The sequence below is a fragment of the Chryseobacterium sp. PTM-20240506 genome, from assembly GCF_048296755.1.
Classification (GTDB): domain Bacteria; phylum Bacteroidota; class Bacteroidia; order Flavobacteriales; family Weeksellaceae; genus Chryseobacterium; species Chryseobacterium proteolyticum.
In genome coordinates this window covers 2,224,174-2,242,176 of record NZ_CP182581.1, presented here as the reverse complement: position 1 = coordinate 2,242,176, position 18,003 = coordinate 2,224,174, and the positions used below count along the sequence as shown (strand labels likewise).

At 35.4% G+C, this 18,003-nt stretch carries 20 protein-coding genes; 13 read left to right on the top strand and 7 right to left on the bottom strand.

What is annotated here, in order from left to right; genetic code table 11:
• Positions 1 to 29 precede the first annotated feature (29 nt).
• Positions 30 to 263: a DUF6341 family protein gene (locus ACNFU2_RS09935; protein WP_172280196.1), complete on the top strand. Its 234-nt coding sequence runs from the start codon at positions 30 to 32 to the stop codon at positions 261 to 263.
• 78 nt (positions 264 to 341) lie between these two features.
• On the opposite strand, the gene ACNFU2_RS09930 is transcribed toward ACNFU2_RS09935, so the two are convergent.
• The 5 genes from ACNFU2_RS09930 to ACNFU2_RS09910 form a co-directional block, all read right to left on the bottom strand.
• Positions 342 to 779 (bottom strand): universal stress protein, encoded by a 438-nt coding sequence (locus ACNFU2_RS09930; protein WP_172280194.1) that lies wholly within the window; start codon positions 777 to 779, stop codon positions 342 to 344.
• Between the two features lie 59 nt (positions 780 to 838).
• Positions 839 to 1,444 carry a fumarylacetoacetate hydrolase family protein gene (locus tag ACNFU2_RS09925; protein ID WP_172280191.1) on the bottom strand — a complete coding sequence of 202 codons (606 nt, stop codon included), beginning with the start codon at positions 1,442 to 1,444 and terminating at the stop codon, positions 839 to 841.
• Positions 1,445 to 1,513: 69 nt separating this feature from the next.
• Complete coding sequence (locus ACNFU2_RS09920; protein WP_273649208.1) at positions 1,514 to 1,912, bottom strand: hypothetical protein; 399 nt, start codon at positions 1,910 to 1,912, stop codon at positions 1,514 to 1,516.
• Between the two features lie 2 nt (positions 1,913 to 1,914).
• Positions 1,915 to 2,679 (bottom strand): 3'-5' exonuclease, encoded by a 765-nt coding sequence (locus tag ACNFU2_RS09915; protein WP_273649206.1) that lies wholly within the window; start codon positions 2,677 to 2,679, stop codon positions 1,915 to 1,917.
• Between the two features lie 75 nt (positions 2,680 to 2,754).
• Positions 2,755 to 3,453, bottom strand: a complete 699-nt coding sequence (locus ACNFU2_RS09910) for a CDP-alcohol phosphatidyltransferase family protein (RefSeq protein ID WP_273649205.1) — start codon at positions 3,451 to 3,453, stop codon at positions 2,755 to 2,757.
• Between the two features lie 89 nt (positions 3,454 to 3,542).
• On the opposite strand from ACNFU2_RS09910, the gene ACNFU2_RS09905 reads away from it, so the two are divergent.
• The 9 genes from ACNFU2_RS09905 (at position 3,543) to ACNFU2_RS09865 (ending at position 14,259) form a co-directional block, all read left to right on the top strand.
• Positions 3,543 to 5,471 (top strand): LTA synthase family protein, encoded by a 1,929-nt coding sequence (locus ACNFU2_RS09905; RefSeq protein WP_306614018.1) that lies wholly within the window; start codon positions 3,543 to 3,545, stop codon positions 5,469 to 5,471.
• A 144-nt stretch (positions 5,472 to 5,615) separates the two neighbouring features.
• Entirely contained in the window at positions 5,616 to 6,035 is a 420-nt protein-coding gene (locus ACNFU2_RS09900; protein ID WP_172280181.1) for a DUF2147 domain-containing protein, read from the top strand.
• Positions 6,036 to 6,145: 110 nt separating this feature from the next.
• Positions 6,146 to 7,129, top strand: coding sequence for a pyruvate dehydrogenase complex E1 component subunit beta (locus ACNFU2_RS09895; RefSeq protein WP_273649199.1), 984 nt, complete (start codon positions 6,146 to 6,148; stop codon positions 7,127 to 7,129).
• Between the two features lie 103 nt (positions 7,130 to 7,232).
• A complete protein-coding gene (locus ACNFU2_RS09890; RefSeq protein WP_172280177.1) occupies positions 7,233 to 9,224 on the top strand; it encodes a KUP/HAK/KT family potassium transporter in 1,992 nt (663 codons plus the stop codon).
• 65 nt (positions 9,225 to 9,289) lie between these two features.
• Positions 9,290 to 9,763 carry a Fur family transcriptional regulator gene (locus tag ACNFU2_RS09885; protein ID WP_089027587.1) on the top strand — a complete coding sequence of 158 codons (474 nt, stop codon included), beginning with the start codon at positions 9,290 to 9,292 and terminating at the stop codon, positions 9,761 to 9,763.
• 3 nt (positions 9,764 to 9,766) lie between these two features.
• Positions 9,767 to 11,512: an OstA-like protein gene (locus ACNFU2_RS09880; RefSeq protein WP_172280175.1), complete on the top strand. Its 1,746-nt coding sequence runs from the start codon at positions 9,767 to 9,769 to the stop codon at positions 11,510 to 11,512.
• A gap of 106 nt (positions 11,513 to 11,618) precedes the next feature.
• Complete coding sequence (locus ACNFU2_RS09875; protein WP_373428025.1) at positions 11,619 to 12,800, top strand: aspartate aminotransferase family protein; 1,182 nt, start codon at positions 11,619 to 11,621, stop codon at positions 12,798 to 12,800.
• A gap of 189 nt (positions 12,801 to 12,989) precedes the next feature.
• Positions 12,990 to 13,376: an START-like domain-containing protein gene (locus ACNFU2_RS09870; protein WP_172280173.1), complete on the top strand. Its 387-nt coding sequence runs from the start codon at positions 12,990 to 12,992 to the stop codon at positions 13,374 to 13,376.
• Positions 13,377 to 13,449: 73 nt separating this feature from the next.
• Positions 13,450 to 14,259: an aminotransferase class IV gene (locus ACNFU2_RS09865; protein ID WP_172280171.1), complete on the top strand. Its 810-nt coding sequence runs from the start codon at positions 13,450 to 13,452 to the stop codon at positions 14,257 to 14,259.
• 327 nt (positions 14,260 to 14,586) lie between these two features.
• Here ACNFU2_RS09865 and ACNFU2_RS09860 read toward each other — a convergent pair whose 3' ends face one another.
• Positions 14,587 to 15,135: a YqgE/AlgH family protein gene (locus tag ACNFU2_RS09860; RefSeq protein WP_273649193.1), complete on the bottom strand. Its 549-nt coding sequence runs from the start codon at positions 15,133 to 15,135 to the stop codon at positions 14,587 to 14,589.
• Between the two features lie 24 nt (positions 15,136 to 15,159).
• On the opposite strand from ACNFU2_RS09860, the gene pdxH reads away from it, so the two are divergent.
• Positions 15,160 to 15,801: a pyridoxamine 5'-phosphate oxidase gene (gene pdxH, locus ACNFU2_RS09855; RefSeq protein ID WP_273649191.1), complete on the top strand. Its 642-nt coding sequence runs from the start codon at positions 15,160 to 15,162 to the stop codon at positions 15,799 to 15,801.
• Between the two features lie 73 nt (positions 15,802 to 15,874).
• On the opposite strand, the gene ACNFU2_RS09850 is transcribed toward pdxH, so the two are convergent.
• On the bottom strand, positions 15,875 to 16,165 hold the full coding sequence (locus ACNFU2_RS09850) for an HU family DNA-binding protein (RefSeq protein WP_034682524.1): 291 nt from the start codon (positions 16,163 to 16,165) through the stop codon (positions 15,875 to 15,877).
• A gap of 397 nt (positions 16,166 to 16,562) precedes the next feature.
• Here ACNFU2_RS09850 and panD point away from each other — a divergent pair, with 397 nt between their 5' ends.
• Together panD and ACNFU2_RS09840 are read left to right on the top strand one after the other, a co-directional pair.
• Positions 16,563 to 16,913 carry an aspartate 1-decarboxylase gene (gene panD / locus ACNFU2_RS09845; protein ID WP_172280165.1) on the top strand — a complete coding sequence of 117 codons (351 nt, stop codon included), beginning with the start codon at positions 16,563 to 16,565 and terminating at the stop codon, positions 16,911 to 16,913.
• A 3-nt stretch (positions 16,914 to 16,916) separates the two neighbouring features.
• Positions 16,917 to 17,945, top strand: coding sequence for a lysylphosphatidylglycerol synthase transmembrane domain-containing protein (locus ACNFU2_RS09840; RefSeq protein ID WP_273649186.1), 1,029 nt, complete (start codon positions 16,917 to 16,919; stop codon positions 17,943 to 17,945).
• The last annotated feature ends 58 nt before the right edge of the window (positions 17,946 to 18,003 follow it).

The window sequence follows — 18,003 nt, the reverse complement described above, 5'->3', positions numbered from 1 at the left end:
GTACAAAGTTAATTTAAAAAAGGAAAATAATGACGTCTTTCTTTCTATTCTTAAGCAAAGTTTTCAAATGGTCTTTCGGTTTTTTTGATTCCTTTGGAAATGTTTTAAACTGGATCCTATTTATTGTTTGCTGTGTGTTGTTCACCTATTGGTGTTACGTTCTGGTGGTTACACTGGGAGGTGATAAAGATAAAGACTACTATTCTCCAACAGAGGGAAAACACCCTTATTATGATCCAAGTATCTACAAAAAAGAAGGTTAATTAATTGGTTATATAGTAAAAAGCCGATCAAATAATTTATTTGATCGGCTTTTTTATAACGGTTAAAATTTACTTTTTTTATTCGTGAATAGGAAGTACCAAAACCGGAATTGTAGAGCTTTTCGTTAAACCTTTAGTCAGGCTGCCTACAAAAACATCATAAATTCCACTTCTTCCGTGAGAGCCCATTACGATATAGCTGGCATTTTTTGATTTAGCGTATTCCAGGATAATATCTTTGGCAATACCTTGTTTTAAAAGATGCTCGCATTCTACATCGTGAGAAATAATTCTCTGTTCAAGCCTATTCAGCTGTACCAGTTCTTCTCTGATCTCATTTTCTTCAACTTCAGGAAAATACTGAAATCCCATATCACCAATAGCAAATCCAATGTCAGTAGGTGCTACATGGATCAGATGAATCTTGCCATTTATCTCTTTGGCAAATTTGATCGCACCATCTACGAGTTGTTCTGTTTTATCCCCAAAATCCACGGGCAATATAATGTTTATCATAACCTTTAATTTTGTTAACTAAAGATAGTGAAAAAAATATGAAATACGCTGTTAAATACTTATAATATTCGGATATCCAGAATTTTTTCATCCTCAAGGAATGCTTCCAGAATATCATTTTCTTCAACTTTCCCAACTCCTTTTGGAGTTCCCGTAAAGATAAGGTCTCCCACTCTTAATGTGAAATACTGGGAAACGAACGCGATGATATCATCAAAACTGAATATCATATCCTTTGTGTTTCCGTCCTGTACCTTTTCTTTATTTTGCAGTAATGAAAAGCCTAAACTTTCCAGATTATAATTTTCTTTATTAAAGAAGTTTCCTACTACAGCTGAACCATCAAACCCCTTAGCTAATTCCCAAGGCAGGCCTTTTGATTTTAACTCTGTCTGCAGGTCCCTTGCTGTAAAATCTATCCCCAAACCGATTTCTTCATAATGTTTATGGGCGGAATCTTTTTGGATGTATTTTCCTCCTTTTGAGATTTTCAATACCACCTCAAGTTCATAATGAATATCTTTAGAAAATTCGGGTAGGTAAAAATCATTACCCTTCAGGACAGCAGTATCAGGTTTGATAAAGATTACAGGTTTTTCAGGAATTTCATTTCCTAATTCTTTCGCATGCTCACTATAATTTCTTCCTATGCAGATAATTTTCATATGCTTATATTTTTTTATTGCATGGTATGAAATCATTGACGATGATACCTTGCAAAAATTATTTAATTGTTAATGGGTAAATTCATTCTCACAGTAATAGCAGATGAACTTATGACTTGTTAAGATAGAAACTCCGAAAAAACTTGTAGCACTATCATCTCTGTAAATATGATTGGAGCCACATTTTGGACATACAAAATCGAATTCGGGATCTTCGATGGTATGCTCCACTTCAAGAGCTATATTCTCGTTTTCTTTGTAATCTTTCAAAATTTCCGTTGCTTTACCCAGGTCGTCTTCAAAAACCTGAAGCTGAATTCCTCCCACTGCCTGAGACAATAGCCAGTCCGACTGAATGAGCTGCTCATTAGCTATGAAGCTGTTAAGGCCTTTTTCTGCCAATATCTGTTTATCCCTATTGGCTTCAAGAGCCGTTTCGTAAAATTTAAAACGAACAAGTTTTGACATCCTTAGAATTTACTTGATAGTTGAATTTTTGTAAAGACCTTCTTTGTATACAAAGGAAAATCGGCGTTCTGTAACCAACCATAATATCCCAGGTCTTTCTGGAAAACTACTTTTACACATTGTCCTTTATATTTACCGAAGCTGAAAGTTTCCTCCATCTTCTCGTTGAATCCAATAAACCCTGCTAAATCCGCATTCTTATTATGAAATGTAAATTCACTCAAAGCAGCAATTTCATTCGGCACGTCATCATATTTTCCTACCTGGGCATCTAATACCTCAAAGGTTGCCATAACGTCAGCCTCAGCGGAGTGTGCATTCTCCAATGTCTTACCACAGTAAAACTGATAAGCGGCTCCAAGGTTTCTCGGTTCTTTCTTATGGAAGATGGTTTGGGCATCCACCAACTTGAATTTGCTTAGGTCAAAATCAATTCCTGCGCGCAAAAGCTCCTCTGCAAGAAGAGGAACATCAAACCTGTTGGAGTTGAAACCTCCCAAATCTGAGCCTGAAATCATTTCCATTACCTTCGAAGCAATGGATTTAAAAGTAGGAGCGTCCTTAACGTCTTCGTCATAAATGCCGTGAATCTGGCTCGATTCCAAAGGAATTGGCATTTCAGGATTAATACGCCAGGTTTTACTTTCCCTGGATGCATCGGGATTTACCTTTAGAATACAGATTTCAACAATCCTGTCTTTTCCGATATTTGTTCCCGTTGTTTCAAGGTCGAAAATGCAAAGAGGTTTATATAGTTTTAAATTCATATTGAAGATTTATAAGTTGAGATAGTGAATTTTGAAGTAATAATATTTCAATTTATTTTAGTCAAAATTCTGAATTTATGTAAGTTGTTTTTGAAATATAAGTGAAATTAAAATATAATAAAGTATAACCATAGGGATTCCTACTGTTCCCAATATGATCAGAATGATAATGGAACCTATTAATAAAGCAAGTTTTGGATAATTGTCTTCCAGTTTCATGGATTTGAATTTCATGGCAATCATTTTAACAGGGCTTACCAAAAGTAACGAAAAGACAATGGTAATGGCTATCATCAGATATAGATTGGAAAATATAAACTCATAGCTCTGAGTTTTTTTAAAGGCATAATACAAGCCAAAAATTAAAATAGTATTGGAAGGTGTATTTAAACCTTTAAAGTAATACTTCTGATCTTCATCCAGATTAAAAATTGCTAACCTCAGGCATGAAAATACAGTAAGTAAAAATCCTGAATAAGCATACCATGGAATGTGAGAATAAGAATTGTCTGCGAGAGCAACAAACATGGTCAATCCCGGAATAAAACCAAAGCTTACCATATCCGCTAGTGAATCCAGCTGAACCCCCAGATTCGAATTAGCTTTTAAAGCACGGGCAACAAAGCCATCAAAAAAGTCTAAAACCAGCGAAAGGATAAGGCAAATAGCAGTTATTTTATAATCACCAAGGATAAGATGCACTGCCCCTATGCATCCGGAAAATAAATTTCCTAAGGTTAGGACGTTCGCAAGATTGTTTTTAATAAAATTCATAGTCACAAAATTACATTTTTTAAGAATTCTAGGTTAAAATATTCCCCACTAAAAAATACATTAATCTGAAATTGATGTAAATTTGCCAAATGAAATTTTTTAAAGAATTTAGAAAACAGGAAGTTCTGGTATTGGTATACCGGATTTTTTTGGCATATGTTTTTTATCAGATTGCCAGATTTTTGTTCTGGTATTTTAATAGAGAGCTCATAAAGGTAGATTCGGTTTCAGACTATTTTAGTTTATCTTTTCATGGAATTGCCTTTGATACTACTGCAATTTTATATGTCAATTCTTTATTTATTTTGCTGAGTCTTATCCCTGTTATAATCAATACCAGAAAGGGATATCAAAAAATGTTATTTTGGCTTTACTTTATCACAAATGGAATTGCCTATGCCATGAACTTCGGTGATTTTGTTTATTATAAATTTGCCCAGACAAGATTAACGTCGGCTGCATTTCAGGTGGCCAAGCATGAAACTAATATCGGAAAAGTGTTTGGTGCTTCCATTGTTCAGAATCCTTTTGTTCTTATATGGTTTTTTGTTCTTATGGCACTATGGGTTTTTCTTTACAAAAGGATAAAGATCACAGAACAGAAGCCGGTAAGACTTATTCCTTATTTTATCCTTTCTGTCCTTTGTCTATGTGGAATTACAGTTTTGGTAGTAGGAGGGATCCGTGGAGACTTCAGACACAGCACAAGGCCTATTAATCTTGTGGACGCAAATCGTTTCGTGAAAATTCCATCTCAGGGGAATATGGTTTTGAACAGTACGTTTTCATTCTTCAGAACATTAGGAACCAATAATTTTAAAGAAGTTCACTTTGTAGACCCGAAGTTTATAGAGGATAATATCCAGCCTTATAAAATATACGACAGGCAGGTAACCAACCGTCCGAATATCGTAATATTTATTGTTGAATCCTTCAGCAGGGAATATTCCGGAGCTTTTAATAAGGATAAGAATATTAAAGATTATGTTTCTTACACCCCGTTTATTGATAGTTTAGCTGGTGAAAGTTTAATTTTTCCCAACACCTTTGCGAATGGAAGACAGTCTATCCATGGAATGAGCAGTGTGCTTGCCGGAATTCCGAGTCTTACGGATGCTTTTACAAGTTCACCATATTCCAATCAGAAAATACAATCTATTGTTTCTATATGTAATGATCTGGGTTATGATACCTCATTTTATCATGGAGCACCCAATGGATCCATGGGATTCCTTGGCTTTGGAAATATTTTAGGTTTCAAACATTATTTTGGAAAGACCGAGTATAATAATGATGCCGATTTTGACGGAATGTGGGCGATCTGGGATGAGCCGTTTTTGCAATACTTTGCTAAAAATGTTGGGAAAACGCAACCATTTATGGCTACTGTTTTTACCGCTTCTTCTCACCATCCTTTTAAAATTCCTGAAAAATACCAGGGGAAATTTAAAAAAGGTAAAAATCAAATGCATGAACCGATACAATATACTGATTATTCAATAAAAAAATACTTTGAAACGGCTAAAAAACAACCCTGGTATAATAATACTATTTTCGTGTTTACCGGAGATCATACCAATGAAATCTATTATCCGGAATATCAGAAAAGTATGAACCGTTTTGCCGTTCCGATTATTTTATATTCTCCCAATCCCGAATATCATTTGAAAGGAGTAAATACGGAAGAAGCACAGCAGATTGATATTTACCCAACACTGGCAGATCTGATCGGATATAATAAAAGGATAAGAAGCTGGGGAAGAAGTCTCGTAAGTGATAAAAAATACCCTGCTATCATAGCAAATTCAGATGGCGGTGTGGAACAATTTATTATTGGGAATTATATCTATCGTTTCGACGGAAAAAATGTAGTAGGCATTTATGATAAATCAGATCTGGGATTGGAGAAAAATCTGGCAGATCATTTGAATACACCGGAGACTGAAAAAGGAAAGGAGATTGCCAAAGCCTGGTATCAGGATTATATGGACAGGGTTATCAACCGTAAACTGAACTAAGAGGGTGTTTAATTTTTTAAATTGGTATGTGTCTTGTTATATATGCCCAGTATAATAAATGTTTTTGTTTGTTTAAAATTAATTTATATTTTTAGCGTTAAATAGATAACAAGAACAGTATATCAAAATTAAAATAACAAGTATATGAGAAAATTATTATTTACCCTGGCATTTTCTTTGGCAAGTATATTATCTTTTGCACAGATAGAAGGAAAATGGAAAACTATAGATGATGAAACCAAACAGGCAAAATCTATTGTAGAAATCTATAAAAAAACAGATGGGACTTATTATGGCAAGGTATCGCAATTACTTATAAAGCCTGCTGATCCTAACTGTACAAATTGTAAAGATGACAGAAAAGGAAAACCTATTCTTGGACTGGAAATTATCAGGGGATTAAAAAAAGAAGGTGACGAATTTACCGGAGGAACTATTACAGATCCAAAGACTGGAAAAACGTATAAATGTACGATTACAAGATCCGGAGATCAGTTGAATGTAAGAGGATACATAGGTTTATCCCTGTTGGGAAGAACGCAGACTTGGCAAAAAGTAAACTAATCTGTTTTAAATAAAATTAATTAACGGCATTTCATTTAAATGAGATGCCGTTTTTATGATGTGTGTAATAAAAAAACACTATTTTTGTAGTCTAAATTTTTCAAAGAAATATGGCAGAATATACTTTTCGTGAGGTAATTGCACAGGCAATGAGTGAGGAAATGCGTAAAGACGAATCCATTTATTTAATGGGGGAGGAAGTTGCAGAATACAACGGTGCGTATAAAGCTTCAAAAGGAATGCTGGATGAATTTGGTCCTAAAAGAATAATCGATACACCGATCGCAGAACTTGGTTTTACCGGAATCTCCGTAGGTGCAGCGATGAATGGGAACAGACCCATTGTAGAATTTATGACATTCAATTTCTCTTTGGTAGGAATTGACCAGATTATCAATAATGCAGCAAAAATCCGTCAGATGAGTGGAGGACAGTGGAATTGTCCTATTGTTTTCCGTGGTCCTACTGCTTCTGCAGGCCAATTGGGAGCTACGCACTCTCAGGCTTTCGAAAGCTGGTATGCAAACTGTCCGGGATTGAAAGTGATCGTACCTTCTAATCCTTATGACGCAAAAGGATTATTGAAATCAGCAATCCAGGATAATGATCCGGTAATCTTCATGGAATCCGAGCAGATGTATGGAGATAAAATGGAAATTCCTGAAGAAGAATACTATCTACCGATCGGAAAGGCAGATATCAAGAAAGAAGGTAAGGATGTAACTCTGGTTTCTTTTGGTAAGATCATGAAAGTAGCGATTCAGGCTGCTGAAGATTTGGCTAAAGAAGGAATTTCTGTAGAGGTGATCGACCTTAGAACAATCCGTCCTTTGGATTATGATGCTATTTTAAATTCTGTTAAGAAAACAAACAGACTGGTTATTTTGGAAGAAGCATGGCCGTTTGCGTCTATCTCTTCTGAAATTGCATATATGGTTCAGCAAAAAGCTTTCGATTATCTGGATGCACCAATCAAGAGAATTACGACTCCTGATGCTCCTGCTCCATATTCAGCAGCTTTATTTGCAGAATGGTTCCCTAAACTTGAAAAAGTGAAAGAGGAGATTAAAAATGCGTTGTATATTAAATCATAGAGAAAAACTTCCGAAAGGAAGTTTTTTCATTTATTATATTCATGAAGAATAATTCATGAGGTCATAAATTTAGTGTAGATTTGCGCTTTTAAAATTAGCTGATATGTCAGAAGTTACAGAGGGTGGTCATCATTTTGACCTAAAGAAACTTTCATTTGTAGGGGTTATTGTGTCCCTCGGAATTGTTTTTGGGGATATTGGGACGTCACCATTGTACGTAATGAAAGCAATTGTGAATGCCCGAAAAGATGGTGCGGCAATGCCATTCGATGAATATATTGAAGGTGCATTATCATGTATTATCTGGACATTGACCCTTCAAACTACTATAAAGTATGTAATTATTGCTCTAAGAGCAGATAATAAAGGAGAAGGGGGAATTCTTGCACTTTATTCACTAGTAAAGAAACTCAAGAAGAAATGGCTCTATGTGGTTGCCATTATAGGAGCGGCAACACTTGTTGCAGATAGTGTAATCACTCCTTCATTAACGGTTATGTCTGCTATTGAAGGGTTAAAAATATATAATCCCGAGACACCGGTAGTTCTCATTACCCTGGTCATCCTGTTTGTAGTTTTTGTGGTACAACAGTTTGGAACGGCTTCTATTGGGAAATTCTTTGGACCCGTTATGGTAACCTGGTTCCTGGCCTTAGGGGTTTTCGGATCAATCCACCTTTTTGATCACATTGAAATTATAAGAGCATTTAACCCGATATATGCCTACAATCTTATTACACACTCTCCAAGTGCTATTGTTATCATGGGAGCAGTGTTCCTTTGTACAACAGGAGCGGAAGCTTTGTACTCGGATTTGGGGCATTGTGGTGCTAAAAATATAAGAATCAGCTGGGTGTTTGTAAAATTAATGCTTATCCTGAACTATCTTGGACAAGGAGCATGGCTGCTGGATAATTATCATCAGGTGTTCAGTGGTGTGAATCCATTCTTTGGAATTATGCCGCAATGGGCCGTTTTACCTGGGGTTATCCTTGCAACAGCCGCTGCAATTATCGCCAGTCAAGCCGTAATCACCGGATCATTTACTATGTTCTCGGAAGCCATGTCAGTTTCATTCTGGCCGAATCAGCACATTGAATATCCTTCGGGTATTAAAGGACAAATGTATATCCCGGGAGTAAACTGGGGATTGATGGTATTCTGTTTTGTTGTGGTTATATTTTTTCAAAAATCTGAAAGAATGGAAGCGGCTTATGGTCTGACGATTACCATTACCATGTTAATGACCACCATACTATTACTTTTCTGGTTAAGCAGAACACGGGTAAGCAAATTCTTTATTATAGGTTTCGGAGCGGTTTATCTTTTCCTTGAATCAGGATTTTTCTATGCCAATGTCATCAAATTTGTTGATGGAGGATGGCTAACAATGGTATTAGGTGGGTTTATTGCAGTATGTATGTATGCATGGTATAACGGCAGACTGATCAAGGCTAACTTTATACAATATGTAAAGATCGATAAATATGTGTCTATTATTAAGGATATGAAACTTGATGAGACCATTCCTAAATATGCTACCAATCTTGCTTACTTAAGCAGAGCAAAAAGAAATGACGAGGTAGAGTCAAAGATTATTTATTCCATCATCAAGAAACAGCCTAAAAGGGCAGATCATTATTTTGTTTTAAGTATTGTAAATCAGGAAGATCCCTATACTTTTAAATATACGGTAGATGAAATATTACCAGGAACTGTATTTAAAGTGAATTTTCTTTTAGGATTTAAAGTAGACCGCAGAATCAATGATTATTTCGGTATGGTTCTGAAAGATCTTATGGCTGATGGAACTATTCCATCAAGAAGCAGTCACCCTTCTTTGAGAGCACATAATATACCTCCGGATCTTAAATATGTGATTATAGATAATACGTATATCAACGATATACTTTTGACGGTAAAACAAAAAATCACGCTTAATATTTACAATTTTGTGAAGTATATTGGAAGTGACGATTTCAAGGCCTGGGGAGTCACTTCACACAATGTAGTGGTGGAATCTGCTCCGATTACAGAGGAGACATTATATGATAAAAAAATTGAACAGGCGGGATTTTTACGCCATAACTTCTAAGCACCACTTTATAAGCATACTATCTATTTAAATAAAAATTAATAAATTTGTAGATAATTATTTTAATGGATACTATACAAAAAGAAAAAAATATAGCTCTTATCAAAGATGTTTTGAGAAACTACCTTTTAGAAAAAGGTTTCCGAAACACGCCTGAGAGATACACCATATTGGAAGAGATCTATAATATGGATCACCACTTCAATGTGGATGATCTCTATCTGTTGATGATGCAGAAGAAATATCATGTTTCTAAAGCAACAATTTACAATACAATTGAGATCTTCCTGGATGCAGGGCTAATTCGTAAACACCAATTTGGAGAAAAAACACTGACGTCTTCATCTTATGAGAAGTCTTATTTTGATAAGCAACACGATCACTTGGTGATCTACAAAAAAGATTCTGATAAGGAGATTGAGGAAATTATAGAGTTTTGTGATCCTAGGATTCAAGGGATCAAAGAAGCTATAGAAGATGCTTTTGGCGTAAAAATTGATTCTCATTCGCTGTATTTTTATGGCATTAAGAATGACTAATCAATGAGACTGATTCTTTTTCTGATACTCTTTGTTTCTACTTTTATATTTGCGCAAGATCAACAAAAACCTGCGCAAAGGGATCCTTATTTAAAAGCTCCTGTAAATAATAATACACCCAAGCAAATAAGACCTGAAGATAAAATTAAAATCATCCATGCGGATTTTGTAAAAAAAGATCCTGCAAAGTATGACGGAAACCAATATCTTGAGGGAAATGTAAAAATCGAAAATCAGGGTTCTATCCTTACGGCAGATGAAGTTGTGCTGTATAGCGAAGAAAACTTTGCGAAAGCGATTGGTAATACAAAGCTCCAGAACACAGATGGATCGGTAATTACTGCTGGGGAAATGGAATACGATGGGAATACCCAAAAGGGCGTTGCACGTAAGAACGTAGTCCTTACCGACCCAAAGCAAACCATCAGAACCGATATTCTTTATTACGATAAACTTTCAAATCTTGCCTATTTTAATACAGGAGGAACGATTTCTGACGGACAGAATGTGATGTATACAAAATCTGCGACCTATTTTCTGGATACGAAGATGATCGATTTTGTAGGCAATGTAAAAATTGATACTCCGGACTATGTTATCGAAGGTCCCAACATTAAACAGAACCAGAATACTAAAGTTGCTGAGTTCTTTGGTCCGACAACGATAACCAACAGGGCCAATCCGAAAAACTATATATACACCGAAAGAGGTACCTATAAAATGGGTTCTAAAGAATCCTACCTTAATAAAAATTCGAGGATACATTATAACGATAAAATTCTGACCGGAGATGATATGTATTTTAATCAGCTCACAGGGTTTGGTACAGCTACCGGAAATGTGACATTAGATGATCCTAAAGAAAAAAGATATGTGAAAGGAGGTTATGGAGAAATTTTTCAAAAGAAAGATTCTTCGATCATTACCAAAAATCCATATGCCGTAAAGATCCTTGAAAAGGATTCTATATATTTTGCAGCTGAAAAGATAATCTCTTATCAGAAACCTGATGAAACTGATGCTACAAAGAAAAAAAGTTTTTTGAGAGCATTCAGGAAAGGAAGGTTTTATAAGTCCAATGCACAGGGAAGAGCAGATTCCATTGCATTTAACGAAACGGATGGTATTATGCATATGTATACTGCACCAATCTTATGGAGTGGAGAAAAGCAGGTGACAGGAGATAAAATCGAAGCTTATTTTAATACGGCAACCGAGGATCTTGACTCCTTGAAAGTAATAGGAAATGCATTTGCTATAAGTAAAGTTGATTCTTTGAACCTGAAAGATGAGTTCAACCAGGTAAAAGGAAAGCTCATGACCGTTTATTATGAAAAAAGCGAGGTCAAAGAAACCAAAGTTATAGGAAATGCACAGGCTATAAGTTATGCGGATGACTTTAACGAAAAGACTAAAGAGAATGAAAGAATAGGTATTACCCTTACCTCATGTGGAATTATTGATGCTATATTTGAAAGCAGAGTACTTCAGATTGTATCCTGTAATATCGGGGCAACGTCCGATACATATCCTATGAGTAAGATAGAACCTGCCAGAAGAAAGTTTCAGGACTTTAACTGGAATACAAAAGACAGAATCAGGAAATGGCAGGATATCCTCGTAGATACTCCTGGATATGAAGAGATAAAATACGAAGCCGACACTGAACTTTATGATGCGGCTAAAGAAGCTGTTGAAAAGGAAAAAGCTAAGGAAGAAGCTAAAAAACCTAAGAGAGTCAGAAAATAAGTTTCTGTAAAATATAAAAGGCCTGCCAAAAAGCAGGCTTTTTTTGTGTAATGATAATTTCGGGATTTAATGAATGTTTTTTAGCTTTGCTAAAATTTTATTTAAAATGGAATTGCAAAAAGGTTTTTTTTCATACCAGGCACAAACTACACAATTTGCAGCAGGTTTTGAAGTTGAAAAAGCAGAAGGAAGCTATATTTTTGGAACGGACGGAAAGAGATATCTTGATTTTGTAGCAGGAGTTTCTGCCAATACTTTGGGACATTCCCATCCTAAAATCGTTAATGCAATCAAAGAACAGGCGGAAAAGTACCTTCATGTAATGGTATATGGTGAATATGCGCAGGATAAACCTGTGGCATTATGTCGTTTGCTGGCAGAAGCTACTCCGGATCCGCTGGAAGTTACTTATCTTGTCAATAGTGGAGCTGAAGCTATAGATGGAAGTCTGAAGCTGGCCAAAAGATATACCGGAAGGGAAGAAATTATTTCCTTTAAAGATTCTTATCATGGAAATACCCATGGAGCATTAAGTGTTTCGGGAAATGAGTATCATAAGAGGGAATTTCGTCCTCTTTTACCGATGGTATCATTTATTGAATTCAATAATGAAGACGATCTGGATAAGATTACAGAGAAGACAGCCTGTGTAATCCTTGAAACGATACAGGGTGCGGCAGGATTTTTAGTTCCTCAGAACGATTATCTGAAGAAATTAAAAAAAAGATGTGAGGAGGTGGGGGCTCTCCTTATCCTGGATGAGATACAACCGGGGTTTGGAAGGACAGGTAAGCTGTTTTCATTTGAGCATTATGGAATTGTTCCGGATATCCTTGTTATGGGGAAAGGAATGGGAGGTGGAGTCCCTGTTGGGGCTTTTATGAGCTCTAAGGAAATAATGAATAGTTTGTCACATTCGCCGAAGTTGGGACATATCACTACATTCGGAGGGAACCCTCTTATAGCGGCATCCAGCTATGCAACATTAAAAGAAGTGCTAGAAAGTGGGTTAATGAATGAGGTGGACAGGAAAGAGGAACTATTCAGGGCATTACTGGTGCATCCCAAGATCAGTAATATAAACGGGAGAGGGTTGATGCTCGCTGTAAATTTAGGAAGCCCGGAATATACTTTAAAAGTTGCTCAGAAGTGTATGGAAAAAGGTCTTGTAGTGTTCTGGCAACTGTACAGGAATGAATATTTAAGAATTTCTCCACCATTAACCATATCTCTTGAGGAAATAAAAGAGGGATGCCAGATTATCCTTGAAGTTTTAAACGAAAATTAGATATCAATCTCTTCTTTCAAAGAAGAGAATTTTTTATGCCAAGCACTGTAAATTTTGCTTTTAAAATCCTTCACGATAGTGTCAGAACAACTGTGACAAATATCATGCATATTGTATAAAAAAGTAAATACATTTTTGTGTAATAAAAAAATTAATTTATATATTGCGGGACGATAAAACAAAGATTATATGGCGAAACTTAAAGTCCATTACGAATTTCCAATGCATTGTCTTTCAGAGATTTTATATGAGTATCTGGCGACGGCAGAAGGATTATCTGAATGGTTTGCGGATGAGGTAGTAGAGAAAGGAGATGACTTCTTTTTTAGCTGGGGTGGAGGCCCTGCTGAAAAGGCGACTTTGATTAGATATAAGCCAGAAGGTTTCGTGCGTTTCAGATGGGAAGAAGATGAGGGAACAAAGAATTTCTTTGAAATGACCATCACGATTGATGATATTACTGAAGATTTGGCTTTAAATATCACAGACTTTTGTGAAGAAGGAGATGAAGAAGAAAATGCGATGTATTGGGAGAATCTTATAGAAAACCTAAGAATAAAACTAGGGGCTGCTTAATAGTGGGCTGTACAAAATGATAAAACTGATGAACGATTTATCGTTCATTATTTTTTTATAAATAAATCATACATTGGAAAATCAATATTTTACATCAGACGAATTGAATGTGAAGAACAGGGCATTTCTCCTGGGAGATGCTGTAAAGGTTTCTTTTTTTATTAGAAACTCTAAGCTCATTATGGACGAAGAGTGTTATTTCTTCCTAATGGCCTCAATGAGAAAAATGAGAATGAATATTCCTTTGACTTATACTCTTGAATTTTTTCAAACTCTTTTTCAAAAAGAGGTGATTGAAGGAAAGAATAGTAAAAATGCGATTATTAATTTTCAGGTTTTCAGAAATTCAGATGAACTTACTTTAGCAAAATCATCAATTTCCTATTTTTATGAAGTCGATGAAAAGGATGATATTCTGGCCATTCATCAAAGGCTTCTTGAGCTTGATCTTATCAAAGAAATTAATGTAAATAATAATCTTTTGAGTAATATCAGGGTTCATTGTCCGGAAAACATCTATGGAGGGATTTATGCTCAGGAAAACGATCTGGATGATGTGATTCTGCTTAATCCGAATAAGAGGATTGCGAGATCTACTTCTGGAAACCTTCTGTTTTTAGAAGGAAATATCATTAAAGTTCCAAAACATTCTGAAGGTGCATACATTTCTCCTTTACTGGAAAATTTTGTTACTTTTTTACATAAGAATAATCTTGCTGATATTCAGGAGCATGAAATTATTGCATTTGAATCTCAGAAAGCTGAAGAAATTTTAATGATTTCAGATGAGAAAGGCATATTTTCTGTAGGAAAGATAAGAAATAAGACTTTTGGAAATTCCCGATTCACCGAATTGGTGGAAAAATGGAAGGAAAGTTTTTAAAATTGACAAACCCGGTAAACAACAAAAGTTCCAAAGTCCTTTACCGGGTTTTATTCTGAATATATCAGAAATTGTATTTTTTTAAACCTGCTGAGATGTATCTGGCAGACTTATTTACAATATTATTTTTATTTATTGCCTCGCTTCACCTTAATAGGCTTAAGAGTTAAAAATACTTCCGGAAAGAAAAATAAAATAAGTTGTTTTAAGATTTTCATTTTCACGACTTTTTGGTTATTCAAATAACGGAAATTCTTTCTTAAAAATTGGTTAAAGCAAGCTTAAAATTTGTTAATATTTTCTCTCTAATTCCCAATATAAGTAGAATTAATTCAATGAAATATCTTCCGGGGAATTAGCCCAGAGTAGATATTCACCACCCAGATTCTGCATGATAGTTTTCCATAAGGTCTGGTCATTGGGTAATGTATAGTCCAGATTATAGATATCGACTACAGTCCACATTTTTCTTTGAACCTCACTATCCAGCTGATTGGCTGTCCATCCTGAATATCCGGAAAAGATCTTGACATCATCTATAAGGAGGTCTCCACTTAAAACGGCGCTAATGATGTTTTCAATATCCTCTGTCAGATAAAATCCATCAGCAATATCAGTATATAGTTCCGTTACTTTTTTGCCTTTTACAATAAAGAATATCTTATCATTTTCCACCGGTCCACCATCGTACACATCGATTTTAAAATCAAAGAAGTTCTTGAACTTGCCACTCACCTGATTGTTTTTCTTATTTAATATTAAACCAAATGCGCCGCTTTCGTTGTGTTCTACGATAAGGACTACTGATCTGGAAAAAATATCTCCGGAAATATCAGGTGTGGAAATTAATATTTTACCTTTGTATGAGTAATGCATACTCAAATTTAATAAAAAATATTTATGGAAAACCTTCACGATAAGAGAAAAATCTATGAGAAATCCCAACTTATTGAAAGTGAGATAAAACAAAATCCGATTGAGCAATTCAGGGATTGGTTTCTTACAGCGTCAGAGAATCCAGGTGTTTCCGAAGCAAATGCAATGGCTATATCAACTGTAGAGGAAGATGGATGCCCAAGGACGAGAATGGTTCTTTTAAAGGCATATACGTATGAAGGGTTTATTTTTTACACCAATTATTCAAGCAAGAAAGGAAAGGCAATTGAAAAAAATCATAAGGCCTGTCTCCATTTTTTCTGGCCAACACTTGAAAGGCAGATCATCATAAAAGCCAATTTGGAACGGGTAGCGGAGAATCTGAGTGATGGCTATTTTCATTCCAGACCAAAAGGCAGCCAGCTGGGTGCAGTAGTGTCGCCTCAAAGCCAGATTATTCCCAACAGGGAGTTTCTGGAAGAGAAATTAAAAGAGCTGGAGAAGCAATATGAAACGGATGAAGTTCCAAGACCCGAGAATTGGGGTGGCTATATCGCAAAACCTTATGAGATAGAATTCTGGCAGGGCAGACCCAATAGATTACATGACAGGATTATCTATCAGCTTGAAGGTCTCGACTGGAAAATTTCCCGTTTAGCGCCTTAATCCCTTTATCAAACTGAATAAACATAAAAAAACCTCATCAAAAGATGAGGTTTGCATTTTCTAATCTGAATGATTATTTTTTCTTAGCTCCAGAAACTGCTGTAGATAGATCAGCTCCAGCTTTGAATTTAGCAACTTTTTTAGCAGCAATTTTGATTGGTTTTTTAGTTGCAGGGTTGATACCTTGTCTAGCAGCTCTCTCAGCTACTGAGAAAGTACCGAATCCTACTAAAGAAACTTTTCCGTCTTTTTTCTTTAAAGTAGTAGTTACGTTAGAAATAAAAGATTCAAGAGCAGACTTTGCTGCAACTTTTGTAATTCCTGCATCTTTTGCGATTGCGTCGATTAATTCAGACTTGTTCATAATTTTTAATATTAAAGTTGGTTCGTAATTATAGCAAATATAATACTATTTTCTAATTGTGCAATTTTTTTATTAAATTTTGTATTATTTTTTTGATTTTGGCGAAAAAACATCAAAATATCATAATTCGGTTTTTCACCAAAAATCTACGTTACCCGTTACTAAAATCATGCCAAATGCTTATGTGTATTGACTTTAGCTAAATCGGAATATTATTTTTTGTATTTATTAAATCTTGAATTTGTATTAAGTATTAATGTATTTGGTGATATGATTGTAGATTTAGTAAGTAAAATCCAAATATTTTAATTTAAAAAAAAATAAATACCTGTGTATCTGATGCTTTTAAAATGGTTATAAACTTCAATTTATAAATTTTTATTAATAAATTTGCAGCATGTTAATAGAAGTTTTCAAGTCAAAGATTCACAGGGTACGGGTTACTGCCTCAGACCTTAATTATATCGGGAGTATAACGATTGACGAAGATCTTATCGAAGCTGCCGGATTGGTGGTAGGTGAGAGAGTTTATATCGTAAACGTAAACAATGGAGAGCGTTTCGATACATACATTATAAAAGGTAAGAGAAAATCCGGAGAGGTATGCTTAAACGGGCCTGCTGCAAGAAAAGTTCAGAAGGATGATATCATCATTATTATAGCTTATGCACAAATGACGCCGGAGGAGGCAAAAAGTTTCCAGCCAAAGATCGTTTTCCCGGATGAAAAGACAAACCTTCTTACCTGATTCATGGAGAAAAAACAAACGAATCCCATAAAGTCAATAATTACAGTCGTAATTTCGCTTGCTTTTGCAGGCTTTTTTTTATGGCTTGCTTTAAAGGGACTTGATTTTAAGGTGATTCAGAAATCATTGGCAAAAGCAAACTACCTGTGGGTTTTATTTGCTTCTGTTTTTGGGATTTTAGCCTACTGGTTTCGGGCTGTTCGCTGGAATCTTTTATTAGAACCTATGGGGCATCAGATCTCTAACTCCAATTCATTGTGGTCTATTTCATTTGGCTACCTGATGAATCTTACCATTCCCAGAAGTGGAGAAGTAGCAAGGGCTACGGCATTGTATGGAGTGGAAGGAGTTCCGGTAGATAAATCTTTTGGAACGATTATTTTGGAAAGAGTAGTTGATCTTATTTGTATGTTGGGATTCTTGGGATTAACCTTAATCTTTAAATACAAGGCCATTCTTTCTTTTTACGAAAACTCAGGAATAGATATCAACCCAAATAAAATTTTAATCATTCTTTTAATTCTTGTAGTAGGAACAATACTTTTTTTTGTTCTCAAAAAGAAGCTTGCAACAATTCCTCTTTTAGGAAAGATTATTGGCTTTATAGATGGAATCTTCCAGGGGATCACTTCGATTTTCAGGCTGAAACAGAAAGGAAAGTTTATTTTGTATACGCTGGGAATCTGGATATCCTATTATTTTGCAGCCTATCTTGTATGTTTTGCACTTCCGGAAACTTCAAACTTCACCATTGCTGACGGTTTCTTTATTATTGTAGTAGGAACATTGGGAATGATCATTCCTGCCAGTGGAGGTATCGGAGCCTTCAACCTGGCTATGAAATTCGGATTTATGGCATTATTTATATCCATGGGAAAAAGTGCGGAATTAGGAGGTGAAATGGGACTTACTTATTCTTTTATTTCCTTACCTCTGCAAATTGTAATTATGCTGGTCATGGGATTGATTTCTATTCCAATGCTGGCGAAAGCAAGAAATAGCAGAGTCAGTCACAATAATTTTGAAAGTTAATATCCATTCTGATATACAATACAGCCCGGTCAATTAGATCGGGCTTTTTCTATTAAAA